Origin of the sequence: Pacificoceanicola niger, from assembly GCF_048553275.1 — a bacterium.
Taxonomy (GTDB): Bacteria; Pseudomonadota; Alphaproteobacteria; order Rhodobacterales; family Rhodobacteraceae; genus Pacificoceanicola.
Genome location: NZ_JBLZMW010000002.1, coordinates 139,023 through 163,255, shown reverse-complemented (window position 1 = coordinate 163,255; position 24,233 = coordinate 139,023). Strand labels below are relative to the sequence as shown.

Below are 24,233 nucleotides of genomic sequence, written 5' to 3'. Positions count from 1 at the left end.
ATGGTTGCCGCATTGGGAGGCCGGCGACGGCCCCTGCGCTCCGATTGCCCGCTCAAAGGAAATCGCCATGTCCCGGATTTTGCAAAGCACCCGCATCGCCGTCCTCGCCGCACTCCCCTGCTCCGGTTTCGCCGAAGTGCTCTCGACCACCAATCCCAGCATCCTGAACAACCTGTGCGTGGGCGCGAATTGCGCTATCAGCGAATCCTTCAACGGCAATTACAACCAGATCGAGATCAAGGCCAACAACACGCGGCTCCTCTTTGACGATACCTCGAACTTTGGCGGCTTTGCGTCGAACGACTGGGCGATACAGGCCAATGACACAAACGCGGGCGGCGAAGACCAGCTGATGTTCATCGACGCGTCGACCGGGCTCGAAGTCATGACGATCAAGGCCGCCGCGTCCTCTTCGACCCTGGTGCTTGCCCCGGACAGGAAGGTGGGCATCGGCACCGAACTGCCGCAGGCCGATCTGCATATCGTGACGGCCAGCCCGAGCAAGATCCGGATGCAGGATACCTTTGGCGGCTCGGAATGGATGATCACCTTCGCCAATGGCGGGTTCCGCCTGCAGGACAGGGGAACGCTGAATTACCCGTTCCGCATCGCGGACAATGCACCGGAAGGGGCATTGTGGGTGAGGTTCGACGGCAGGATCGGCATGGGCACGACCAACCCGCAATCCCCGCTGCAGATCAACTCCGCCGACACGGCCACCGACGGCCAGCAGGGGATCATCGTGCAGAACGTCAGCGGCGTTCCGGGCGTCCGGGGCCTGTTCACCATGCGCAACAATGGCGGCTCGTATTTCTCGCTGGAGAACACGGGGGCCGGAACCACATGGTATTTCACCCATGAAGACAGGACCCCGCACCGCTTCATCATCGCCGATGCGGTGCCGGACGGGCCGGAGATGACCCTGAGCGCCGATGGCGTGCTGACGGTACCGGGCGGGTTTGTCGTGGGGGCCACCGCGCTCAACGTACCGGATTACGTCTTCGATGCGGATTACGCGCTGCGCCCCCTTTCGGAAGTATCTGACTTCATTTCAGAAAATGGCCACCTGCCCGAGGTGCCTTCGGCGGCGGACGTGACCCGGGACGGGCTCGATCTGACGCAGATGCAATTGGCACAGCTCAGGAAGATCGAGGAGCTGACGCTCTATACACTGGAGCAGCAGGCGGTGATCGAGGCGCAGGCGCAGGAGAATGCCGCCATTCTGGCGCGGCTCGCGCGGCTCGAAGCGTTGATCGCGCAGGATCAGGACCCAGCGAAGCCGGCCTCGGCCAGATCGGCACACTGAACGACGCGGCACCTGCGAGACAAGGGGGCCGCTTTCCTGCCGCCCCCCGCGCGCTCAAGTCAAAGTCGCCCTCTGGGCTTGCGGCGGCGCAGCGCGGCGAGACTGCCAACCCCGAGAAGCAGCAGCGGCAGGCCCGCAGGCACCGGCACCTCGGAGGGCGCCGCCCCGGTGAAGGTGAATTCCGACAGGAAGGTCCACTGGTAGCCGCGCGTGACCGTCACGGTCAGAGTGTCTGTCGGCGCGAGGCCGCTCAGGTCCATTGTGACATCCCAGCCGGTGATCGCGCTGGTGCCATTGCCGATCAGTGTCGGCGACGTCAGCCCATTGACCGTGATGCTGCTGGCCAAGCCTACCCCATGCGCCCCTTTTCCGTCCTGCATGTTTACGATCATCGTACCGAAGTCATAGACCTGATCGAAGGTGAATTGGATCGTCGGATTCACATTGTTCCACCCGACGTTCGGTCCGACTATTCCCGACCCGTCAGTCACATGCCAATCTGCCGTCGCGCTTATGCCATCGGTCAGCTCGCCGGTGATGCCGTTGTAGGTATCATCCTCATAGGCAGAACCGGAAGAATTCGGGGCGACGAGATAAGAGTAGCCGGTCGGGGCAAGGGTTGCGGCACTGGCGGCGGCGGGAAAAAGCGCAAGGGCATAAAGGCAAAAACTACGGAGCATGTGGAAGCAATCCTGTTGACGGAATCCTGAAGAACAATGCCCCATAGCTGTGTCCGATCCGTCGATCTTGTCAACGGATTTATGGTCCGACCGGTTGTGACGCGCCGGTTCAATGAGCGGGCACTGCCGGTTTGGTCAACATCCGGCGGGCTGGCTGTTTGCCCTGCTCGGCTTGCGTGTCAAGCGCGGCCGAGTTTGGCCTCACGTGCATCGCGCAGCCGGGCAAAATCATCCCCGGCGTGGTAGGACGAGCGCGTCAGCGGCGTCGAGGAGACCATCAGGAACCCCTTGCCGTAGGCGGATTTCTCATAGGATGCGAATTCCTCCGGCGTGACGAAACGGTCGACGCGGTGGTGTTTCGGCGTCGGCTGCAGATACTGGCCGATGGTCAGGAAATCCACGTCCGCGGCGCGCATGTCGTCCATCACCTGCCGCACCGATTGCGCATCCTCGCCAAGGCCGACCATGATGCCGGACTTGGTAAAGATCGCCGGATCCAGCTCCTTGACCCGCTGCAGCAGGCGCAGGGAATGAAAATAGCGAGCGCCGGGGCGGACAGTCGGATAGAGGCCCGGAACGGTCTCCAGGTTGTGATTGAAGACATCCGGCTTTGCCGCGACCACGGTTTCCAGAACGCTGTCGTCGCACTTGAGAAAGTCCGGTGTCAGGATTTCGATGGTAGTGCCGGGCGAGCGGTGACGCACGGCGCGGATGGTCTGGGCGAAATGCTCTGCACCGCCATCCTCCAGGTCGTCACGATCAACCGACGTGATGACCACGTGGTTGAGGCCAAGCTTCTGCACCGCATCGGCCACGCGCCCCGGCTCGAAGGCATCGAGCGTGTCGGGCCTGCCGGTGGCGACGTTGCAAAACGTGCAGCCGCGCGTACAGATCTCGCCCATGATCATCATGGTCGCGTGACCCTGGTTCCAGCACTCCCCGGCGTTGGGACAGCCCGCCTCTTCGCAGACCGTGACGAGGTTGTGCTCGCGCATGATCTTGCGTGTGGTGTTGTAGCCTTCACCGCCCGGTGCCTTCACCCGGATCCAGTCCGGCTTTTTCGGCTGGGCGTTGTCGGGCCGGTGGGCCTTTTCGGGATGGCGTTCGGACGGGATCTTGAGGTCGCGCACGGTATTTTCCCCGCGAAGATGTGACGTTGCCTTCTGTATTAAAGAATTGCAGGGGGTTTTACCAGTACCGCACGGCTGAAGGCCGCGTGACGCATCCCAACGTTTGATGAGTGCCCCCTGCGCCTTTTGCGGCGATTTCAGACGTTTGGCGCGGGTTTGCGCCGCGCGCATGGCCGGGATGCAGCCCGCAGGCAGGCGCAAAGGTCGCAGCCAGACAGAGGCCAGAGGCCAGAGGCGCGCGACAGATCTTTGGCGGTCCGCAGCCTGCCCCGTTCAGGCGACCGTCTGCGCTGCGGCGACAAGATCCCGGCCAACCGTTTCGAGCGTCTGGGCCAGCTCCTCGAACCAGCCCGCCTGCTGCCGCGTGGCGCGGCGCACAAGGCCGACCGAGCGCGACGGCTCCGGCGCATCAAAGCGGCGCAGGCACAAACCGGGCGCGAGGGCGCGCTCGGACGGGGCCGCAAGCTCCGGCATCAAGGTCAGGCCGAATCCCGCTTCCACAAGCCGCGTCAGCGTCGGCAGCGACGAGGCGCCCATGTGGATACGCTGATGCCCGCGATCCCGGCCGCAAACCGCCAGCGCCTGATCGGTCAGACAATGCCCGTCCTCCAGAAGCAGGATTTGCGTATCGCTCAGACCGTCGGGGCTGATGACATCGCCCAGCGCTTCGAGCCGCGCGGCACTCCCCGCGAGCAGGAACCGGTCGGTGAACAAAGGTCGCTCCTCAAGACCGCTGCGTTCGGTCGGCAGCGCAAGAATACAGGCATCGAGCCCGCCTTCGGCCAGGTGATCGAGAAGGCGGTCGGTCTTGCCTTCGGTGATCTGTACATCGAGCGAGATATCAGACGCCCGCAGCGCCGCCAACGCCTCGGGAAGCAGGTAGGGCGCGATGGTCGGAATCACACCCAGCCGGAGCACGCCGCCAAGCCCGAGCCGGTTCTGCGCGCTGTGTTCAAGATCGGAAATCTCCGAAAGGACACGCCGCGCGGTCTCCAGCACCTCACGCCCCAGCGGGGTCAGCAACAGGCGGCGCGACTGGCGTTCGACCAGCGGCGCCCCGAGGTTGCGTTCGAGCTCCTGAATTTGCACCGAAAGCGCGGGCTGGCTGACAAAGCACTGTTCGGCGGCACGGCGAAAATTGCCCTGCTCGGCCAGCGCCTTGAAGTAAGTGAGTTGTCTGAGTGTGATGGTCATGGGCGGATCTTATTGCAAACCGCCAGCCATGGAAATTTGCCTTATGGTGAACCCGCCGGGATGCGCGGCGATCAGCCCATAAGATCGCCACCCTCGGCACCACGCTCTTCATAATGCCGGCGCAGACGCTGCAGCGCGATGCGCAGGACGACCTTACCGGAACGGGCGGACCAGCCAAGCTCTTTCTCGGCGGTTTCCAGACCTTCCAGATAGCAACAGCAACGCAGCGCCACATCGCCCAGACCCGGCCCGAGATCGCGCAGCGCGGCTTCCAGACGGGCGCGCGCGGCGCTTGGTCCCTTGTCCTCTTTGCTGCCCGGCGCGCTGCGCACACCAGCGGTGAGAAATTGGTCCCAGTTCTGCGTCGTGCGCGGCTCCATCTGAGACAGCTCGAAATCCTCGCGCAACCGCTCTCCGGCGGATATCAACGCCTCCGACAGGAAGGGTTTTCCTTCCTTGTTGCGGCGCCGTGACAAAGCGGTCAGCGGGCTTTCCACCAGCATGAAGCGCCCCTTGCGGACCCGCGGATCACGGTCGATCTCTTCGAGCGCCGCATCGGCGGCGCGCCCGGTGTCAAAACCGGCCTGCGCCTCAGCAAAACCACGCACGCGATTTTCCTGTTCGGCCATCAGCTTGTTCAGCGCAACGCGACCGGCGGAGGTGATATGATAGCGCGAGATGCGCCCTGGCTCGTCACAGGCAATCCACTCCTTCAGCGCCATCGCCTGTGCGATGCAGCTGTCAACAACGGCTGTGCGGGTGCTGCCGCCCTCGCCGGTGTCGCGCACGACCACGGCCTTGTCCATCTCGGCAGCAACGGCAAGGATGGCGCCAGCCTCACACAGACGCCGGAGCACGCGCCGCGCCTCCCGCGACAGGGTCTTCTCATCCGGTGCAACCGGCATATCGTTAAATGCAGTCATGACGTCATCGTCCCCTTTAGACTGGATCGCTTCACAGGCCGTTCGAACACGGCCAAGCTGCCGCAGCGCAGCATCGATAAGAGGATCATCCCGGCGGGTCTCGATCCGGCGCACCTGCCGCAGAACGGTCGAGGCATGACACCCCGCCCGCCGGGCAAGTTCGCGGATCGAATGGCCTTCCTCGGTATGCGCGAGGTAGACGCGCGCCGCATCAGGCACCCAGTCCGGCAACAAGGCCGCCATGTTTCTTTCCCTGGCCTCGATCATGATTCCCCTTCCCCGGGCGATCGGTTATCCACAAAATTATCCCCATGGACCAATCGCAACCTAGGCGTGTGTGTATTACTCCAAAGTTAAAATCAGGGTGTGACACAACAATTCGTCGCAAAATCTAAACAGTGTGGTAACCCATCGTTCGCGTTCCAGCATCAATGCGCAACACCGTCGATGGTTGTGTCAATTTCAGCTCCGGGAGACCGAATCCACCGGAGAAGAGACGATGAAAGACATACTGGGACTGTTGAACGATCTGCGCCGCCCGCGCCTTCTGATTCGCACCGCACGCATCGGTGTTCAGGACTATCGGCGCGAGGTTCAACTCGGCCGGATACTGGGCATCACCGCCCTGCCCCGTCCCGGCCAGGCCGTGATGAAGCTGATGGAATTGGAGATGGATATCGACGAGCGCCGCCGCCAGGACGACGCGACCTACAGCGTGACACGCCACATCGAGGTGCTCTGCGCGCTCATGGGCGAGGCACGGTTGCTGCGCGAGCAAAGGGGGTGACCCGGCCACGCCAGTGGGGCCGGGCCAGGGTCATGGACCTGTGCACTCAGGTGAAGCTGTCGGACATCGAAGCCTTCTTGTTCGCGACATAGCCTGCGAGGGCTTCGGCGATGGACGGGTCCATTTGCGGCTGCACGTAGGTGTCGAGCAACTTCTGCACCCGCGCCGCCGCGAGGATCGTTGTATCCCGCGCGCCTTCTTCGGACCAGGTCTCGAAGGGCTTGTAGTCGAACAGCTCGGAGCGCCAGAAGGCATTCTTGAAGTTTGCCTGCGTGTGCGCGCACCCGAGGTAATGCCCGCCCGGGCCGACCTCGCGGATGGCATCCATCGCCTGCGCGTTGTCGTCCACGGCAACGCCCTTGGCAAAGTGATGCAGGGCTCCCAGCTGATCGGCGTCCATGACGAACTTTTCGAAGCTCGCCACAAGGCCGCCCTCAAGCCAGCCGCAGGCGTGCAGCATGAAGTTGACGCCGGACTGCAGGCCCACATTCAGGCTGTTCGCCGTTTCGTAGGCGGCCTGCGCATCGGGCAGCTTCGATCCGCAGAACGATCCGGCCGAGCGATAGGGCAGACCAAGACGCCGCGCCAACTGGCCCGCGCCATAGGTGATATGCGCGGCTTCCGGCGTGCCAAAGGTCGGGGCGCCCGAGTTCATGTCGATCGAAGTGACGAATGCGCCCATGATCACCGGCGCGCCCTTGCGGATCAGCTGGCTGTAGGCGATGCCCGCCAGAACCTCGGCCAAGACCTGCGTCAGCGTTCCGGCCACCGAAACCGGCGCCATGGCCCCGCCAACGATGAACGGTGAGATGATGCAGGCCTGGTTGTTGGCGGCATAGACCTCCAAAGACCCCATCATCACATCGTCGAAGGTCAACGGCGAGTTGATGTTGATGAGCGAGGTCATCACCGTGTTTTCCTGGATGAAGTCCTTGCCAAACAGGATTTCGCACATCTCGACGGAATCCTGCGCCCGGCTGGGCTCGGTGACGGACCCCATGAACGGCTTGTCCGACAGCGTCATGTGAGCATGCAACATGTCGAGGTGCCGTTTGTTCACCGCAATATCCGTCGGCTCGCACACCGTACCACCGGAATGGTGCAGCCATTTCGACATCTGGCCCAGCTTCACGAACTTGCGGAAATCGTCCATCGTGGCATAGCGGCGTCCACCGTCATTGTCGCGCACGAAGGGCGGGCCATAGACCGGGGCAAGCACAAGGTTGCGCCCACCGATCTCTACGCTCTTCGCCGGGTTGCGGGCATGTTGGGTGAACTGGCTCGGCGCGGTCTTGATCAGCGTCCGGGCAAGGCCGCGCGGGATGCGCACACGCTCGCCATCAATATCGGCACCCGCCGCTTCCCAGAGTTTGAGCGCCTTGGGGTTGTTGACGAAATTCACGCCGATCTCTTCGAGCACCGTCTCGGCGTTATGCTCGATGATCTGAAGCGCCTCTTCGGTCAGCACTTCGAAATTGGGAATATTCCGCTCGATGAACCGCGCCGTTTCCACCACGACCGACGTGCGTTCCGCCCGCCGCGCAGCTCCGCCGCCACCCCGTGCCCGTCTACGCGCGCCTGCCTCTGACATGTCTTGTCCATCCCCATAGGTTTCGGAAGCAGGCCCCGCATGAGGCCCGCCGTGGCACCGGGTGTAGCCCGCCACGCGCGGCCTGCGTTATCAAATTCCGGCGAATGACAGGCGAAAACGACATCGGGGCAATCTTTTTCGTCATGATCCATGTGAATGGCAGGCTGGGCGCGGCAAACATCTCTGATCCTAATTTTTCCAATTTTCTCTTTAAGACGACATTAGCCGAGGCTGCGTATTGCTGCGTGTCAAAGCAACTGAGCGGAGCGATGGCGATGGGCCTCACTGCCATTTTTCGAACGGCCCTTGCCGGTGTTATTGTCCTCGCCGCGGGTCCGGCTCTTGCCATCTGCGCCGAATTCGGACCGCAGACACCGCGCGACATTTCCAATCGCCACGGCACGAACACGTCACGCTTCAATCTCGCGCCGCCGCCGCAGGAAATGAACCTGTGCAACATCCACACCCATACCAATGCGGAACATATGGGACCGGGCTTTTCGGTCTATGCCGGTCCCGGAGAGCATGGCGGCTTCAAATGCGCCGGCAGCAACGATCTCAGCGAAGAGGAGCTGCGCCGCCCGCATGGCAGCGGCCATGACGAACACAGCACCTTCCACGGGGTGGAACCCGGCGACACAATCGAGGTGCATTGGGTCTACTCATCCTGCCCGGTGCAGCCCGGTCCGGGGCTTGGCTCCTGCCTGTCAGAGAGCTGTGCAAACCCGCAGTTGCGGGTCGAGTCGCAGGTCTTTCTGGTGGTCAATGATCCCAACGCATTGGATTTCCGGGACTTCACCTATCGTGGCACGCGTCGCGGCGGCCTGTATCAGGCCCATGCCCTGCCGACCGGCACCGGCAACCCGGTGGTTTTCCGCGGCTCCACCACGGGACCAAGCTATGATGAACAGACATGCTCGCCAATGCAGGTGACATGGTCGGTGCGTCCGCGCTGCGCCCGGCTGGATATCACGTCGCTCGATGCCTGGGCGGAGGCTGGCAATGCCTTTGAAGAGACCCACAGCCACGGCGTCCGGCAACTGGTGACCAGCCCGGCTCTGCTCGCGCCGATCGAATGAGGATCATGGCCGCGCTGCTCCGGACCTTGTGTGCCCTGCTCTGCCTCGCGGCCGTACCGGCCTATGCGCAGAGCCATTGCCGCGGATTCGGTCCGCAAACACCACGCGACATATCCAATGCCGTCGGCACCAACGCGCGGCACTTCGCACTGGCCCCCTCGTCTTACGATCTGAACCTGTGCAACATCCACACCCATACCAATGCGGAACACAAGGGACCGGGCTTTTCGGTATTCGCCGGGTCCGGGGAGCACGGCGGGTATCGCTGCAACGAAACCGACGATCTGCGCGCCACCGATCTGGAAGATCACAGCGGCGGCCATGACGCGTTCCACGGCGTCAAACCCGGCGACACTATAGAGGTGCATTGGGTCTACTCCTCCTGCGACGTGGGTCCCGGCCCCGGCCTTGGCGCCTGCCTTTCGCCAATCTGCGCCAACCCGCAACTGCGGGTGGAGGCGCAGGTGTTTCTTGTCGTCAGTGATCCGGCCGCGCTGGACTTCACCGACTACGCCTATGGCGGGGAAGTGAACGGCCTGCATCAGCCCAAGAAACTGCCGGGCGGCACGGGCTCGCCCGTCGTCTTTGCCGGTTCCACCACCGGTCCGAGCTATACGCAGGAAGTCTGCTCACCGCTGCAGGTGACGTGATCCGTGCGCCCGCGCTGCACCCGGCTCAACATCGCTTCGCTGCATGATTGGGCCCGGCGCGGCAACCGCTTCGAAGAGGATCACAGCCACGGCGTGCGCCAACTTGTCACCGCCCCGGAATTGCTGGCCCCGATCCAATAGCGCCACGCGCAGCCGCAAACCAAGCCCTGCGTATCGCCGCCACACCGCCGACGCTGCCATTTTGCATCGCTCAACGGATACCGTGACGATTCATATTCCATTCACCCCTGAGGAGATTTATATTTCAGTAATAACTTATTTAAAGGGAATCACCATGTTTCATGCCGCCAAATTTCTATGCCCTGCCCTTGCTTGCCTTGTCACAGCCACGACCGCGAGCGCCGATGGCACACAAGCCCCGGCCCCGACACCGGTTGTCGTGGCACCCCTGCACGACTGGACCGGCCCCTACGCTGGCCTGTCCCTGTCCATGAATTCCGGCGACTTCGGCAACGATACGAACTTTCCGGGCGACGGCACGGGCAACCTGAGCGGGACGGGCTATGGCCTTCTGCTCGGCTACAACGTGCAGAATGGCAAATGGATCTACGGCGCGGAACTCGCCTTCTCCGGTGCCGACATCAGCGGCTCTGACGATTGCGTAAACGCAAGCTTCGAATGTGGCGCGAAAATCGACCGTTTCGCCTCGCTTCGCGGGCGTCTTGGCTATGCCGTCGGTCCGCAGACCATGGTCTTCGGCCTCGCCGGTTTCGCGGCAGCGGACGTCCACGCCTACACCGACGATTCCGGAGTGGTTGGCAACAACGGCGAGACCAAGCGTGCAAATGGCTACGTCTTTGGCCTCGGCCTTGAGCACATGGTGTCCGAGCGGGTTTCGCTGCGCGGCGCGGTTGTCCACCACGCCTTTGACAAGAACGATTACATGACCGACATCCCCTACGCCGATGTCGATGCCGATTTCACTTCGTTCGAATTCGGCGTGACCATGCACTTCTAAGCCTGTTTTGTCGGCGCGGGTCACCGCCTGCGCCGACGGCCTCACACCAAGGCCGCAACGGCCCTTGCGCAAAATCCCGCACCGCCCTAAAGCGGGACCATGACCCAGCATGACAGCCTCCTCATCATCGACTTCGGAAGCCAGGTAACGCAGCTGATCGCGCGCCGCCTGCGCGAACTGGACGTCTTTTGCGAAATCCGCCCGTACCAGACCGTCACCATGGAGACGGTCCGCGAGATGGCCCCGAAGGCCATCATCTTCTCAGGTGGCCCCGACAGCGTGACCCGCGAGGGCAGCCCCCGCGCCCCGCAAGACATCTTTGACTACGGCGTTCCGATCCTTGGCATCTGTTACGGCCAGCAGGTCATGATGGAACAGCTCGGCGGCCGCGTCGAATCCGGCCACGGCACCGCTGAATTCGGCCGCGCCTTTGTCACACCGAAACAGCCGCTCGATCTGCTGGGCGGCTGGTTCGATGGCACGGAGCAGGAACAGGTCTGGATGAGCCACGGGGATCACGTCGCCGAATTGGCCCCGGGCTTCGAAGTCTACGGCACCTCCCCCGGCGCGCCCTTCGCGATCACCGCCGATGCCAGCCGGCATTTCTATGCGGTGCAGTTTCACCCCGAGGTGCACCACACGCCCAAGGGCGCAAAACTGTACGAGAATTTCGTCAGGCTGGCCGGCTTCAAGGGCGACTGGACCATGGGCGCCTACCGCGAAGAGGCAGTCGAGAAGATCCGTGCCCAGGTGGGGGACAAGAAGGTGATCTGCGCCCTCTCCGGCGGCGTCGACAGCTCTGTCGCCGCCGCGCTCATCCACGAGGCCATCGGCGATCAGCTGACTTGTGTTTTTGTCGATCACGGCCTGCTGCGCCTTGGCGAAGCCGAAGAAGTTGTCGGCATGTTCCGCGACCACATGAACCTCTCGGTGATCCACGCGCAGGAGCAGGAGCTGTTCCTTGGCGAGCTGGATGGCGTCTCCGACCCGGAGACGAAGCGCAAGATCATCGGCAAGCTCTTCATCGACGTCTTCCAGAAATATGCCTCCGAAATCGACGGGGCGGAATTCCTCGCGCAGGGCACGCTCTACCCCGATGTGATCGAGAGCGTCAGCTTCAGTGGCGGCCCGTCCGTAACGATCAAATCGCACCACAACGTCGGCGGCCTGCCGGAGAAGATGGGCCTCAAGCTGGTCGAGCCGTTGCGCGAGCTGTTCAAGGACGAGGTCCGCGCGCTGGGCCGCGAGCTGGGCCTGCCCGATCATTTCATCGGACGCCACCCCTTCCCCGGCCCCGGCCTCGCCATCCGCTGCCCCGGCGAGATCACCCGCGAAAAGCTCGACATCCTGCGCAAGGCCGACGCGATCTATATCGACCAGATCCGCAAACACGGCCTCTATGATGAAATCTGGCAAGCGTTCGTCGCCATTCTTCCCGTGCGTACCGTGGGCGTCATGGGCGATGGCCGCACCTATGATTACGCCTGTGCCCTGCGCGCGGTGACTTCGGTGGATGGCATGACGGCGGATTACTATCCGTTCAGCCACGACTTCCTCGGCGAGACCGCGACCCGGATCATCAACGAGGTCAAGGGCATCAACCGCTGCACCTATGACATCACCTCGAAGCCTCCGGGCACGATCGAGTGGGAATGAGCCTGACAGGGCGCGGGTCTGTCCGCGCCCCGACCTGCCCGTTTCCGCGGCACTGAAAGCGCGCAGCAAACGATTGTTCGCCTCTTGCTTGACGCAGCCCTGCCGCGGCTGAAAGATGATGACAAGGCGTCTGGCACCGGCGCCCCGATTGCAGGACGACCGATTTTGGAGTGTGTGATTTGCCGTACGACCGGAGCGAAGACAACCTGATGGCAGAGGGCAACACCCCGAAGGCAACGCCCGTCGTCTGGGGCCGGATGCTGGGTCGGATCGCCAACAACACCGCCCGCTCGCTCCGGGGCGCACTTATGCTGGCGCTGAAACCCAAAGGCGGCAAAGCGGCCTGCCCGCCGGTGCACCTTTCCGATCTGCCGGAGTCGAGACGCACCTTCCACCACTGGAATGAAAGCTTTCCGATGCAGCACGGGCTGGAACCCGTCACGCTTGTCCATATCGGCAAATGCGGCGGCACCTCCATCCGCAGGTCCTTCGTCGAGGCCGGCATCGACGTTCACGAGTTGCACATGCGCAAGGCGCCGCTGGACGCGAGCCGCCGCTACGTGGTCTGGGTGCGTGATCCGATCAAGCGCTTCATCTCCGCCTTCAACCATTCAAAGAGCATTACACAATTCGACGTCTCCGGCATGGCTCCGGGCAGCGCCACGCTCGCCAATTGCCCGGCGCCCATGCGGATAGAAACCAAGATCCGCACCGGTCACGCCTACCCGGCCGAGTACGAATTCCTTATGGCGCAATTCAAGACCGCCAATGATCTCGCCGAAGCACTCTATGGCCCGAACCTCAAACGCCGCGTGTTGGCCCATCTGCTGATGCGCATGCCGGACGAGCATATGAACAAGGGCATTGGCTGGCATCTGCACAACGGCGCCTGGGTCGAGGTCTATCGCGACAACATCGTCGCCGTGGGCCGTGTCGAGAGCTTTGATGCGGATTTTCAGACGATGATCGCCGATCTGCACATCGGCGTGGACGTACCGCTCAAACATACCCGGATGCACAAGGCCAACCTCGACCCGCATCTGAGCGACACAGCGGTGGCCAACCTCAAGCGCTTCTACCGAAACACCGACTACCGAACGCTGGAAACGCTCAAGCGTCACGGCTTCCTGTCCTGATCCTTCAGAACCTGCCCCCATGCCCGTCTTCCTGAGCGGAACCCTGACCTGCCCGCCCGATCGTCTCGACGCGGTGCGCGCATCCCTGCCCCTGCACATTGCGCTGACCCGCGACGAACCCGGCTGCCTGCGCTTCGACGTGACCGAAGATCCAGACCAGCCCGGCCTGTTCCACGTCAGCGAGGAATTCTCCGACCGGCTGGCCGTCGCCGCCCGCCAGTCTCGCGGCGCCTCATCGCATTGGGCCTCCATAACCAAGGGCCAGCCGCGTGACTATGCAGTCACCGGGGACGCGGACTGACCGTCCCGAGCGTCCCGGTGCTTCTTCTTTGCTTAAATATCCCGGGGGTGTGGGGGCTGGCCCCCAACCGCGTCATCGACCCCGGCGCCTGCCCACGCAATTCATAACCATCATGCAGATTATGAATTTGCTTCAGCCGCCGAACCATGCCAGACCCCGCGAAGATTGATTCAAGGGGGACGCATGTCCGACGCTCTGACCAAACTGCTCGAAACCCGCGATTGGCTGCTCGCGGATGGGGCAACCGGAACCAACCTGTTCAACATGGGCTTGATGTCCGGCGACGCGCCGGAGTTCTGGAACGAGAACGAGCCGGACAAGATCCGTGCCCTCTACAACGGCGCGATCAACGCTGGCTCTGACCTGTTTCTGACCAACTCTTTCGGGGCCAACGCCTCGCGGCTCAAACTGCATGACGCCCAGCACCGCGCCTATGAGTTATCCAAACTGGCCGCAGAGCTTGGACGCGAATGTGCGGACGCCTCCGGACGTCAGGTCATCGTCGCCGGCTCCGTCGGCCCGACCGGGGAAATCATGGGCGCCGCAGGCACGCTGGCGCATGAAACCGCCGTCGAAATGTTTGAAGAAACGGCCAAGGGGCTGATGGATGGCGGTGCCGATGTGCTCTGGGTCGAGACCATCTCCGCCCCCGAAGAATTCCGCGCCGCCGCAGAAGCCTTTGGCAATATCGGTGCACCGTGGTGCGGGACCATGTCGTTCGACACGGCGGGCCGCACCATGATGGGCGTGACCTCCGCCAGCATGGTCGACATTGTCGAAGCGCTGCCGAATTCGCCCGTGGCGTTTGGCGCGAATTGCGGTGTCGGGGCTTCGGACCTGCTGCGCACGGTGCTCGGCTTCGTGGCCCAAGGCACGGAGCGCCCGATCATCGCCAAGGGCAACGCCGGGATTCCGAAATACGAGGACGGTCACATTCATTATGACGGCACACCGGATCTCATGGCCGATTACGCCTGCCTCGCGCGGGATGCCGGGGCGCGGATCATCGGCGGCTGCTGCGGCACCATGCCGGTTCACCTCAAGGCGATGCGCGAAGCTCTGGAAACCCGTCCCAAGGGACCGCGCCCGACGCTGGATCAGATCACCGCAGCAATGGGCGGCTTTTCGTCTGAAAGCGACGGCACTGACGATGGCGGCCCCACACGCGAACGCAAAAGTCGCCGCCGCCGCGGCTAAACCATTCAGGGGCATCCCAATGTCTCACTCCGCCCACCGACATCCCGGCGCCGACCGAATCCCATGCGGCCTGAGAGCTGGCGTTGCCTCCCCTCTTCAGCGAGGTCTGCAGCCGCGGGCTGCGCGCGCGGGTCTCGGGCGCGCGCGTTCAGAACAGGCTCAATTGATCCCCCACCTGCGGCGGCACCCGAAACAGATCGCAGCGCAGCGCCGGTTGCCTGTGATCAAGACCGAGCGCGCGCGCCGCGCGGTCGAACCGCTGCGCGACGATATCGGCATAGGGTCCCTCCCCGCGCATCCGGCTGAACCACTTGGCCGAGTAGACCTCCCCGCCGTGCATCGCGCGCAGATGTCCCATGATACGCCCGGCGCGGTCCGGGTAATGCGCCTGCAGCCAGTCCTGCCAAAGCGTCGCCACCTCGCGCGGCAGGCGCAGCATGATCCAGCTGGCCGAGCTTGCACCCGCATCCCGTCCCGCCTCCAGAATGGCTTCCAGCTCCGGATCGGTCAGCGCCGGCACCATCGGGGAGGCCATAACCCGCACCGGAATGCCGGCCTCTGTCAGCCGGCGAATGACCGCCAGGCGCCGCTTTGGCGCCGGACAGCGCGGCTCCATGCGCCGCGACAGGCCCGCATCCAGTGTGGTCACGGAAATCCCTACGCGGACAAGGCCCTGCTCGGCCATTTCGGCCAACAGGTCGATGTCGCGCTCGATCAACGTGCCCTTGGTCACGATTGCCACCGGATGTCGAAATGCGCGCAGCACTTCGAGGCACGCGCGCATGATACGCCGCTCGCCTTCGATCGGCTGATAGGGATCCGTGTTGGTGCCGATGGCGAGCGGAGCGGCGCTGTAGCGCTTTGCCCGAAGCTCGCGCGCCAGGACCTGTGGCGCCGTCGGCCGCGCAATCAGCCGCGTTTCGAAATCCAGCCCCGGCGAAAGGCCCAGATAGGCGTGGCTCGGTCGCGCAAAGCAATAGATGCAGCCATGCTCGCACCCCCGGTAGGGATTGAGCGATCGGTCGAAGGGCAGGTCCGGCGAGCGTTGATAGGTGATGACACTGCGCGGCACCTCGTCGCTGACATGCGTGCGCAGAATTGCCTGCTCCTCCGGAATATCCCAGCCATCCGACACGTCCTCTCGGGCAAAGCGTTCGAATCGTCCGGCATCGCGGCTCAGGGCGGCGCGGCCGGGGCGCTCTTGGGCGGAAACGGGGCGAAGCGGTCGGGTCATCGCATCAGAATAGAACATTGTGAGAACATTAACAATCTTTCGGCACAGTGCCAGGGCACCAAGTCGGAGATGAATCGCTCCATGTCGGAATTCGCCAACTCTGTTTCTCGCAATCGTACCATTAGGACTTAATTTCGAGCCTCGCCGACCTGCGGGCCGACAAAAGGAAAAGACCATGTCCGACGAAGAAGACGAAATCATCCTCTCCGAACTGAACGACGAAGAGCTCGTCGAACAGATGTGGGACGACCTCTACGACGGTCTCAAGGAAGAGATCGAAGATGGCGTCAACATCCTGCTCGAACGCGGCTGGACCCCCTACGACATTCTGACCAAGGCTCTCGTGGGCGGCATGACAATCGTCGGGCATGACTTCCGCGATGGCATTCTGTTTGTTCCCGAAGTGCTTCTGGCGGCCAACGCGATGAAGGCCGGCATGGCCATCCTCAAGCCACTTCTGGTTGAGACCGGCGCTCCGCGTATGGGCAAGATGGTCATCGGCACGGTCAAGGGCGACATTCACGACATCGGCAAGAATCTCGTCTCCATGATGATGGAAGGCGCCGGCTTCGATGTGGTCGACCTCGGGATCAACAACCCGGTCGAGAGCTATCTCGAAGCCATCGCCCGCGAAGAGGCCGACATCCTCGGCATGTCCGCCCTGCTGACCACCACCATGCCGTATATGAAGGTGGTGATCGACACGATGATCGAACAGGGCATTCGCGACGACTATATCGTGCTCGTCGGAGGTGCGCCTCTGAACGAGGAATTCGGCAAGGCCATCGGCGCCGACGCCTATTGCCGCGATGCGGCCGTCGCGGTCGAGACCGCCAAGGACTACATCGCGCGCAAGCACAACCAGATGGCCGCTGGCTGATCGGTTTCCGCGCCCCGGACCGATTTTCGGTCCGGGATTGGCCGAAACGCGCTGAATCCTGCCAAGCTGGCCTCTTTGTGATCAAAGGGGCCTTTTTCTTTAACCGGTTATGCGCCATATTGGGGACAGGAGAGAGGAGTTTCCGCGTGCCTGTCACATCTTTCGCCTTGCTTATCCTTGCCGTTATTGCAGCCGCCGCGCTGACAATTTGGGCGGTGACCGCTTGGGGTATGCTGACGGTGCTGCCTTTGCTCCTGTGTGTTGCGCTGATTGCCCGCTGGGCCATGGCGCATGTTCCCCACGATGACACCCACGCCTGACACCGCCGCGCTTACTGCGGAGGGATTGACGCCGACCGGCGAAGGCCGTGTGCTGCTGATCGCCTGCGGGGCGCTCGCACGGGAGATTCTCGACCTCAAGGCGCGCAATGGCTGGCATCATCTGGACCTGGCCTGCCTGCCCGCCATACTGCACAATCACCCGGAGCGGATCACGGACGCGGTGCGCGAGGCGGTGCACAAACATCGTGGCACCTACGATCAGATCTACGTGGTCTATGCCGATTGCGGCACCGGCGGTCTGCTGGAGGCCGCCTGCGCCGAAATGGGGATCGAAATGGTCGCCGGGCCGCATTGCTATGCCTTCTTTGACGGCATCGACAGCTTCGAAGCGCGCGGCGAGGTTACCAGCTTCTTTCTGACCGACTTCCTTGTCCGGCAGTTCGACGCCTTCGTGTGGAAACCGCTCGGCCTCGACCGGCATCCGGATCTGCGCGACATGTACTTCGGAAATTATGAAACGCTGGTCTACCTCGCCCAGACCGACGATGCAGCCCTCACCGCCAAGGCGAAGACCCAGGCGGACCGCCTCGGGCTGCGTTTCGAGCGGCGGCTGACGGGCTATGGCGATCTGGAAACGCGGTTGCAGGACTGGGCCAGTCGCGGATAGCGCGCCCGGCCCGACGCGGCGGGATGGCCTGTAGGGCGGGGCTATGCCCCGCACCCCTGTTCAAGATCATGAACCCATGCGCGCCGCAGAAGCCGTCCCCGGCAGCGATTCCGCCCTATTCCGCCACCGTTTCCTTGAGAACAAGCGACACCGGCACCAAGGCCACGCTCGACGCCCGATCCTGCAGCCCCCAGAGCACGAGGGCAGAGATCGTATCGGCACGCAACCGGCCCAGCATGATCACCGCGCCTTCCTGCCGGGCACGGAACGCCGCCTGATCGAGGAAACGGCGGATCACCTGGGCGTCCTGACCCTTGTCGTCGAAATCGCGGAACAGCGTGGCCGAGGGCACCCCCTCTTTCAGCGCCAGTTGCTGCGCTGTGTTCAATCCCTTGGGCTGCATCACGATGCCATGCCCGGTGTCGGCCAGATAGGCACTCACCTGATCCGAGATTTCCCGGCTGCCCTGCACCCCGTTTTCGGGCGATTCCAGAACACCGATCGCGCCGGGAATCGCGTCGATCGTCCCGGAGAGGATCACCTCGACGTCCGACGCCTGCGCGCCCTGCGGCACATCGGCAATGGCCATCACCTCAAAGCCGCGCTCGCGATAGGCCTGCGCTGTGGCGGCCGCATCCGGATGGCCCGGGCCGATCGCAAAGCTCACTGGAAACGGAAAAGATTCCAGCGCCTCCGGCCCAAGCGGCCCGCTGCCCTCGTCGATCAGGAGGATTGCCATGCGCGGCAAATCGGGCGCGGCCTCGGCCTTTGCCGCAAACCGCACCAGCGGACTGTCCGCCCCCGGTCCTGCGCTTGTCCCGGCCTGCGCCGCTGTGTCTCCGATGCTCGGCAAACGGCCCTGTGGCACCGCCGGATCGCGGTTCAGCAACCCGGTCCCAGCGGTATCCTCTTCGCTCTCTGCCTCGCGCACGACAGGAATGTTGATGACGGCAACCTGCGGCTCTTCCGCCTCGGGCGCGGCCTCTGTCTCGCTTGCCTCTTCGTCTGCCCCATCCGGTGCGGTCTCTGCCGCGGTTGTCTGCATGGGCGGCTCTGCCGGTTCGACGGACACGGACGGCTCGGTGTCCGGGGCGGGCATGGCCGGCGCCCGGGATGCTGTCATGGTCTCGACCGGCGCATCCACTTCGGCGGTCACCGGCGCGGCACTGTCCTGCGCGGCCACGGCTTCGGGCGGCTCGGGTGCGTCCCCGATCGCGGGCGCCGCGGCAGACTCCGTCTCTCTCGCGATGGTCTCCGGTGCATCCGGTGCATCCAGCCCGGCGGCGCCCTGCTCCGGCACATCCACATCGCTCTCTGGCGCGGGCCGCGTGGCCGGTGCGGCCTCGCTCCCGGCAATCTCCGGCTCCGCCGTGCGCGATGGCTCGGTTTCGACCTCTGGCATTGGCGCAGACTCCGCCTGTTCTTCGGAGAGCGGTGGGCTGTCCTGCGCCGGTTCCGTGACCGCAGCGGGCGCGGCTTCCGTCCTGGGCGCAGGGGCGGTGTCGGTCGCCGCCTCCGGCGCGGCCGCCTCGGTCACCTCCGGGTCGGTGAGCACCTCTGTCTCCATGTCCGCAACCGGCGACGGTCCGCGCTCCGGAGAGCCAAGCATGAGCGACATCGCGCCCGCACCCAATCCCGCGACCACCGTTCCCCAGATCGCGCCCAACACAAATCCGCGTGCCATGTCCTGACCTCTGCCCTTTTCGCTTGCCGCGCCGCGCAGCCAAACTCCGCAGCCCTGGTTCATCCTGCCTGTCGCAGGCGTATCTGCCCCGGTGGTCTTGACGCCACCGGGCCCGCCTGCGCATGTATACCGCGACCCGGCCCCGCGCCGCCACCCCCGAGAGAGTGCCATGCTGCTGTTGATCGACAATTATGACAGTTTTACCTATAATCTCGTCCATTACTTTGGCGAGCTTGGGGCTGACGTGAAGGTCTGGCGCAACGATGCTCTCGATGTGCAGCAGGCCATGGCGATGAAGCCCGAGGGCATCGTGCTCTCCCCCGGCCCCGGCACCCCGGACCAGTCCGGCATCTGCCTTGCGCTCACGCAGGCCGCCGCCGATACCCGCACGCCGCTCTTTGGTGTCTGCCTCGGGCATCAGACCATTGGTCAGGCCTTTGGCGGCACCGTCGTGCGCCACGACGAAATCGTGCATGGCAAGATGGGCAAAATGCACCATCACGGGAGCGGCGTCTTTGCCGGGCTGCCCTCGCCGCTGCTGGCCACGCGCTATCACAGCCTTGTGGTCCGGCGCAGCGACCTGCCCGCCTGTCTGCAGGTCACCGCCGAGTTGGAGGATGGCACCATCATGGGGCTGCGCCACGAAAGCCTGCCCATCGAAGGCGTGCAATTCCACCCCGAGAGCATTCGCTCCGAACATGGTCACGCCATGCTCAGAACATTCCTCGAAACCACCCGGGTGCCGGCATGAGAGCAGACATCAAATCGCTGATCGGGGTCGCCGCCGACCGCCCGCTGACGCAATCCGAAGCCGAAACCGCCTTCACCATCCTGTTCGAGGGCGAGGCGACCCCGGCGCAGATCGGCGGTCTGCTCATGGCGCTTCGGACACGGGGCGAGACGGTGGACGAATACGCCGCCGCCGCCGCCGTCATGCGCGCCAAATGCCACAAGGTCGCCGCCCCGGCGGGCGCCATGGACATCGTCGGCACCGGCGGCGACGGCAAGGGCACGCTCAATATCTCGACCGCCACCGCCTTTGTCGTCGCGGGCGCAGGCGTGCCAGTCGCCAAGCATGGCAACCGCAACCTCTCGTCCAAATCCGGCGCGGCGGATGCGCTGGGGCAGATGGGCATCAACGTCATGGTTGGCCCCGCTGTCGTCGAAAAGGCTCTGGCGGAGGTTGGCATCTGCTTCATGATGGCGCCCATGCATCATCCGGCCATGGCCCATGTCGGCCCGGTGCGCACGGAGCTTGCCACCCGGACAATCTTCAATATTCTCGGGCCCTTGACCAACCCCGCTGGCGTCAAGCGTCAGCTGACCGGGGCCTTCACCCGTGACCTGATCCGCCCCATGGCGGAGGTTCTGCGCCGCCTTGGCTCCGAACGCGCGTGGCTGGTGCACGGCAGTGACGGCACCGATGAGCTGTCCATTGCAGGCGTGTCCTGGGTTGCGGCGCTGGAAGAGGACAACAGCATTCGCGAGGTCGAACTGCATCCCGAGGACGCGGGCCTGCCGCAGCACCCCTTCGAGGCGATCCTCGGCGGCACACCGGAAGACAACGGCAAGGCCTTCCGGGCGCTGCTCGATGGCGGAAAAAGCGCCTACCGCGACGCCGTCCTGCTCAACTCCGCCGCCGCGCTGACCATCGCGGGCAAGGCCTCTGATCTTCGGCAAGGCGTTGAAATGGCGGCGCAAAGCATCGACAGCGGTGCCGCGCTGGCAAAGGTGCAGGCGCTGGCCAAAGCCACGCAGGCGGCGTGATCAGCCCGCCTGCTGCCTGGGCCGACCTGCCGTTTTTCGCGGCGCGGTGGCCCGCCCTGCGCGACGCGATCAAAGCGGACCCGCGCCAGATCCTGCCGCCGGAGCGGCAGCGCTTTGCCGCGCTCGACGCCTGCCCGCCGGATCGCACCCGCGTCGTCATTCTTGGACAGGACCCCTATCCGACGCCAGGCCACGCCCATGGCCTCGCCTTCTCGGTGGAGCCGGACGTGCGGCCGCTGCCGCGCTCCCTTACTAATATTTTCAAGGAGTTGCAGGACGATCAGGGCGCTATTCCGCCGAATGGCGATCTTCGCTTCTGGGCATCCCAGGGCGTTTTGCTTCTGAACACCTGCCTCACCGTCCCGGCGGGCGAGGCCAATGCCCACGCCAAGCTTGGCTGGACGCACCTCACCACGGACGTGCTCGCGCGCCTCTCGGATCGGCCCCGCGCCTTCATCCTGTGGGGCAAGCCCGCGCAGGGCTTTGACAAGCACATCACCCGCTCCGATCACCTGATCCTGCGCAGCGCCCACCCCTCGCCGCTTTCGGCCCGGCGCGGCTTTTTCGGCTCGCGCCCCTTTTCCCAGGTCAACGACTGGCTTAAAGCCAGAGGGGACACGCCCATCAACTGGACGACACCGACATGACGCAGACCATTCTCGACAAGATCAAGGCCTACAAGCTCGAAGAGGTCGCCGCCGACAAGGCCGCGAGACCCTATGCTGCCGTCGAAGCCGACGCCAGGGCCGCAGCCCCGGTGCGCCCCTTCGCACAGGCACTTTTGAAGGCGGCGGAAACCGGCTACGCGCTGATCTCCGAAGTGAAGAAAGCCTCCCCCTCCAAGGGCCTGATCCGCGCCGATTTCGAACCGGCCAAGCTCGCCAAGGCCTATGAGGACGGCGGCGCGACCTGCCTCTCGGTGCTGACCGACACGCCCAGCTTTCAGGGCGCCAAGGACTTTCTCGTACAGGCCCGCGCCGCGACGCAGATGCCCGCGCTGCGCAAGGATTTCATGTATTACCCCTACCAGGTCGCCGAGGCCCGGGCGCTGAACGCGGATTGCATTCTGATCATCATGGCGAGCGTCTCCGATGCGCAGGCCGCCGAACTGGAGGCCGCTGCCTTCGCGTGGGGCATGGACGCGCTGATCGAGGTGCACGACGGCGAGGAACTCGATCGCGCGCTGGCGCTGAAATCCCCTCTCATCGGCGTAAACAACCGCAATCTCAAGACCTTCGAGACCTCTCTTGAGACAACACGTGAACTCTCGAAACGCATCCCGGAGGGCCGTTTCCTGATCTCCGAAAGCGGTCTGAACACCCCCGGGGACCTCGCCGACATGGCCGGGTACGGCGCGCGCGCCTTCCTCATCGGCGAGAGCCTGATGCGCAAGGATGACGTGACCGCCGCAACCCGGGCGCTGCTCAAGGACCCGGTGCCCGCATGAGCGATCTCACTCACTTCGACGCCGCCGGCAATGCCCATATGGTGGATGTTTCCGACAAGGCCATCACCGCCCGCATCGCCACCGCCGCGGGCTGGGTTCGCATGGCGCCCGAGACCTTCGCGCTGATCACCGAAGGCCGTGCCAGGAAGGGCGACGTGATCGGCGTCGCACGCCTCGCCGGGATCATGGGGGCCAAGAAGACGCCCGAGCTGATCCCGCTATGCCATCCGCTGCCGATCACCAAGGTCACCGTCGATCTGACGCAAGATCCGGACCTGCCCGGCCTGCGTATCACCGCCACGGTCAAGACCACCGGCCAGACCGGCGTCGAAATGGAGGCGCTGACGGCCGTCTCTACCGCCGCGCTCACCGTTTATGACATGGTCAAGGCCGTCGATAAGGCGATGGAAATCGGCGGCATCCATGTGACCTTGAAGGACGGCGGAAAATCCGGACGCTTTGAGGCGGAATGATCACCGTCAGCGAAGCCCTCGACCGCCTGTTTACGCTGGCCCGGCCCAGCGGAACCGAAGAGATTCCCCTGCTGCAGGCTGCTGGCCGCGTGCTTGCGCAGGATGCGCGCAGCACCCGGGATCAACCGCCCTTCCCGGCCTCCGCGATGGATGGCTACGCGGTGGCCGAGGCCAATCCAGGTGACACCCTCCGGGTGATCGGTGAGAGCGCCGCAGGCCGTCGCTTCGACGGGGCCGTGGCCACGGGACAAGCCGTGCGCATCTTCACCGGCGCTCCGGTGCCGCCCGGAACGAGCCGCGTGGTCATTCAGGAGGATGTCACCCGCAACGGCGACACCGTGACCATCGGCGACCGGCCCGATGCCTCGGACAATATCCGCCCGGCCGGCAACGATTTTACCGCCGGTACAACGCTCGCGGCGCCGCGCATCCTGTCCTCCGGCGACATTGCCCTGCTCGCGTCCATGAACATTGCCCGTGTGTGCGTCGCGCGCAAACCCGTCGTTGCCCTGATCTCCACGGGCGACGAACTGGTGATGCCGGGGGAAACGCCGGGGCCGGATCAGATCATCGCCTCGAACACATTCGGCCTGTATGCGCTGTTACAGCAGCTTGGCGCCGATCCCCGCCTGCTGCCGATCGCGCGGGACAACGCCGCCTCGCTCAAGACCGTGCTTGGCCTTGTCGAAGACGCCGATCTGGTGATCACCATCGGCGGTGCCTCGGTCGGCGATCACGATCTGGTGGCCCCCGTCGCCGCCGAACTGGGCATGGAGCAGAGCTTCCACAAGGTCGCCATGCGCCCCGGCAAACCGTTGATGTCCGGGCGTCTGAACGATGCCATGATGATCGGCCTGCCGGGCAATCCGGTTTCTGCGATGGTCTGTGGCCATGTCTTTGTGGCCCCGGTGATCCGCGCGATGCTCGGCCTTGGCGCCGCGCCACAGCCACGGAAAACAGCCCCACTCGCCAAGCCGTTGGGCGAAAACGGCCCGCGCGAGCACTACATGCGCGCTGAGCTCGGGCCCGACGGTCTGACCGCCTTCGACCGCCAGGATTCCTCCCTGCTCAGCGTGCTGGGCGCGGCCAACGCGCTGATCGTGCGCCCCGTGAAGGACGGCCCGCGCGCCGCCGGAGACTGCGTCGCGTACATCCCGCTCTGAGCGCGGGCTGACACAAAATCACACCGTC

Annotated in this window: 26 protein-coding genes; 19 read left to right on the top strand and 7 right to left on the bottom strand. The window is 64.2% G+C overall.

The window, feature by feature from the left end:
• Positions 1–67 precede the first annotated feature (67 nt).
• Positions 68–1,306 carry a hypothetical protein gene (locus ACN2XU_RS03405; protein WP_419408996.1) on the top strand — a complete coding sequence of 413 codons (1,239 nt, stop codon included), beginning with the start codon at positions 68–70 and terminating at the stop codon, positions 1,304–1,306.
• Between the two features lie 59 nt (positions 1,307–1,365).
• On the opposite strand, the gene ACN2XU_RS03400 is transcribed toward ACN2XU_RS03405, so the two are convergent.
• The 4 genes from ACN2XU_RS03400 to ACN2XU_RS03385 form a co-directional block, all read right to left on the bottom strand.
• On the bottom strand, positions 1,366–1,986 hold the full coding sequence (locus tag ACN2XU_RS03400; RefSeq protein ID WP_419408995.1) for a VPLPA-CTERM sorting domain-containing protein: 621 nt from the start codon (positions 1,984–1,986) through the stop codon (positions 1,366–1,368).
• A gap of 179 nt (positions 1,987–2,165) precedes the next feature.
• Positions 2,166–3,116, bottom strand: a complete 951-nt coding sequence (lipA, locus tag ACN2XU_RS03395) for a lipoyl synthase (protein ID WP_419408994.1) — start codon at positions 3,114–3,116, stop codon at positions 2,166–2,168.
• Positions 3,117–3,389: 273 nt separating this feature from the next.
• Positions 3,390–4,310: a LysR substrate-binding domain-containing protein gene (locus ACN2XU_RS03390; protein ID WP_419408993.1), complete on the bottom strand. Its 921-nt coding sequence runs from the start codon at positions 4,308–4,310 to the stop codon at positions 3,390–3,392.
• 71 nt (positions 4,311–4,381) lie between these two features.
• Positions 4,382–5,476 carry a DUF6456 domain-containing protein gene (locus tag ACN2XU_RS03385; protein ID WP_419408992.1) on the bottom strand — a complete coding sequence of 365 codons (1,095 nt, stop codon included), beginning with the start codon at positions 5,474–5,476 and terminating at the stop codon, positions 4,382–4,384.
• Between the two features lie 256 nt (positions 5,477–5,732).
• Here ACN2XU_RS03385 and ACN2XU_RS03380 point away from each other — a divergent pair, with 256 nt between their 5' ends.
• Positions 5,733–6,020: a DUF6477 family protein gene (locus tag ACN2XU_RS03380; protein ID WP_419408991.1), complete on the top strand. Its 288-nt coding sequence runs from the start codon at positions 5,733–5,735 to the stop codon at positions 6,018–6,020.
• Positions 6,021–6,066: 46 nt separating this feature from the next.
• On the opposite strand, the gene ACN2XU_RS03375 is transcribed toward ACN2XU_RS03380, so the two are convergent.
• Positions 6,067–7,611, bottom strand: coding sequence for a trimethylamine methyltransferase family protein (locus tag ACN2XU_RS03375; RefSeq protein WP_419408990.1), 1,545 nt, complete (start codon positions 7,609–7,611; stop codon positions 6,067–6,069).
• Between the two features lie 275 nt (positions 7,612–7,886).
• Here ACN2XU_RS03375 and ACN2XU_RS03370 point away from each other — a divergent pair, with 275 nt between their 5' ends.
• The 8 genes from ACN2XU_RS03370 to bmt all read left to right on the top strand — a co-directional run bounded on the left by ACN2XU_RS03370 (position 7,887) and on the right by bmt (position 14,609).
• Positions 7,887–8,690, top strand: a complete 804-nt coding sequence (locus ACN2XU_RS03370) for a delta-class carbonic anhydrase (RefSeq protein ID WP_419408989.1) — start codon at positions 7,887–7,889, stop codon at positions 8,688–8,690.
• Between the two features lie 5 nt (positions 8,691–8,695).
• Positions 8,696–9,340, top strand: a complete 645-nt coding sequence (locus tag ACN2XU_RS03365) for a delta-class carbonic anhydrase (protein ID WP_419408988.1) — start codon at positions 8,696–8,698, stop codon at positions 9,338–9,340.
• A gap of 3 nt (positions 9,341–9,343) precedes the next feature.
• Positions 9,344–9,481 (top strand): hypothetical protein, encoded by a 138-nt coding sequence (locus ACN2XU_RS03360; protein ID WP_419408987.1) that lies wholly within the window; start codon positions 9,344–9,346, stop codon positions 9,479–9,481.
• A gap of 154 nt (positions 9,482–9,635) precedes the next feature.
• Positions 9,636–10,319 carry an outer membrane protein gene (locus ACN2XU_RS03355; RefSeq protein ID WP_419408986.1) on the top strand — a complete coding sequence of 228 codons (684 nt, stop codon included), beginning with the start codon at positions 9,636–9,638 and terminating at the stop codon, positions 10,317–10,319.
• A gap of 99 nt (positions 10,320–10,418) precedes the next feature.
• A complete protein-coding gene (gene guaA / locus ACN2XU_RS03350; protein WP_419408985.1) occupies positions 10,419–11,975 on the top strand; it encodes a glutamine-hydrolyzing GMP synthase in 1,557 nt (518 codons plus the stop codon).
• Between the two features lie 179 nt (positions 11,976–12,154).
• Positions 12,155–13,111, top strand: coding sequence for a hypothetical protein (locus ACN2XU_RS03345; protein ID WP_419408984.1), 957 nt, complete (start codon positions 12,155–12,157; stop codon positions 13,109–13,111).
• Positions 13,112–13,130: 19 nt separating this feature from the next.
• Entirely contained in the window at positions 13,131–13,412 is a 282-nt protein-coding gene (locus tag ACN2XU_RS03340) for a putative quinol monooxygenase (protein ID WP_419408983.1), read from the top strand.
• A gap of 183 nt (positions 13,413–13,595) precedes the next feature.
• Complete coding sequence (gene bmt, locus ACN2XU_RS03335; protein WP_419408982.1) at positions 13,596–14,609, top strand: betaine--homocysteine S-methyltransferase; 1,014 nt, start codon at positions 13,596–13,598, stop codon at positions 14,607–14,609.
• A gap of 148 nt (positions 14,610–14,757) precedes the next feature.
• Here bmt and ACN2XU_RS03330 read toward each other — a convergent pair whose 3' ends face one another.
• Positions 14,758–15,861, bottom strand: coding sequence for a PA0069 family radical SAM protein (locus ACN2XU_RS03330; protein WP_419408981.1), 1,104 nt, complete (start codon positions 15,859–15,861; stop codon positions 14,758–14,760).
• Positions 15,862–16,018: 157 nt separating this feature from the next.
• Between ACN2XU_RS03330 and ACN2XU_RS03325 the strand changes: the two genes are divergently transcribed.
• The 3 genes from ACN2XU_RS03325 (at position 16,019) to ACN2XU_RS03315 (ending at position 17,671) form a co-directional block, all read left to right on the top strand.
• Entirely contained in the window at positions 16,019–16,723 is a 705-nt protein-coding gene (locus tag ACN2XU_RS03325; protein ID WP_419408980.1) for a corrinoid protein, read from the top strand.
• 146 nt (positions 16,724–16,869) lie between these two features.
• Positions 16,870–17,043, top strand: coding sequence for a hypothetical protein (locus ACN2XU_RS03320; protein WP_419408979.1), 174 nt, complete (start codon positions 16,870–16,872; stop codon positions 17,041–17,043).
• On the top strand, positions 17,015–17,671 hold the full coding sequence (locus ACN2XU_RS03315; RefSeq protein ID WP_419408978.1) for a DUF1638 domain-containing protein: 657 nt from the start codon (positions 17,015–17,017) through the stop codon (positions 17,669–17,671). Before ACN2XU_RS03320 ends, ACN2XU_RS03315 begins: the two co-directional genes overlap by 29 nt.
• A gap of 115 nt (positions 17,672–17,786) precedes the next feature.
• On the opposite strand, the gene ACN2XU_RS03310 is transcribed toward ACN2XU_RS03315, so the two are convergent.
• A complete protein-coding gene (locus ACN2XU_RS03310; protein WP_419408977.1) occupies positions 17,787–19,355 on the bottom strand; it encodes a divergent polysaccharide deacetylase family protein in 1,569 nt (522 codons plus the stop codon).
• 169 nt (positions 19,356–19,524) lie between these two features.
• Here ACN2XU_RS03310 and ACN2XU_RS03305 point away from each other — a divergent pair, with 169 nt between their 5' ends.
• The 6 genes from ACN2XU_RS03305 to ACN2XU_RS03280 are packed head-to-tail and all read left to right on the top strand — an operon-like array spanning position 19,525 to position 24,205.
• Positions 19,525–20,106 carry an anthranilate synthase component II gene (locus tag ACN2XU_RS03305; protein WP_419408976.1) on the top strand — a complete coding sequence of 194 codons (582 nt, stop codon included), beginning with the start codon at positions 19,525–19,527 and terminating at the stop codon, positions 20,104–20,106.
• Positions 20,103–21,122: an anthranilate phosphoribosyltransferase gene (gene trpD, locus ACN2XU_RS03300; RefSeq protein WP_419408975.1), complete on the top strand. Its 1,020-nt coding sequence runs from the start codon at positions 20,103–20,105 to the stop codon at positions 21,120–21,122. Before ACN2XU_RS03305 ends, trpD begins: the two co-directional genes overlap by 4 nt.
• A complete protein-coding gene (locus ACN2XU_RS03295; RefSeq protein WP_419409267.1) occupies positions 21,122–21,769 on the top strand; it encodes a uracil-DNA glycosylase in 648 nt (215 codons plus the stop codon). The genes trpD and ACN2XU_RS03295 overlap by 1 nt, the downstream gene beginning before the upstream one ends.
• The gene (trpC, locus tag ACN2XU_RS03290; RefSeq protein ID WP_419408974.1) at positions 21,766–22,569 is read left to right on the top strand and encodes an indole-3-glycerol phosphate synthase TrpC; all 804 of its coding nucleotides are present in this window, start codon (positions 21,766–21,768) and stop codon (positions 22,567–22,569) included. The genes ACN2XU_RS03295 and trpC overlap by 4 nt, the downstream gene beginning before the upstream one ends.
• Entirely contained in the window at positions 22,566–23,042 is a 477-nt protein-coding gene (gene moaC, locus ACN2XU_RS03285) for a cyclic pyranopterin monophosphate synthase MoaC (RefSeq protein WP_419408973.1), read from the top strand. Before trpC ends, moaC begins: the two co-directional genes overlap by 4 nt.
• Positions 23,039–24,205: a molybdopterin molybdotransferase MoeA gene (locus tag ACN2XU_RS03280; protein ID WP_419408972.1), complete on the top strand. Its 1,167-nt coding sequence runs from the start codon at positions 23,039–23,041 to the stop codon at positions 24,203–24,205. The genes moaC and ACN2XU_RS03280 overlap by 4 nt, the downstream gene beginning before the upstream one ends.
• Positions 24,206–24,233: the final 28 nt, after the last annotated feature.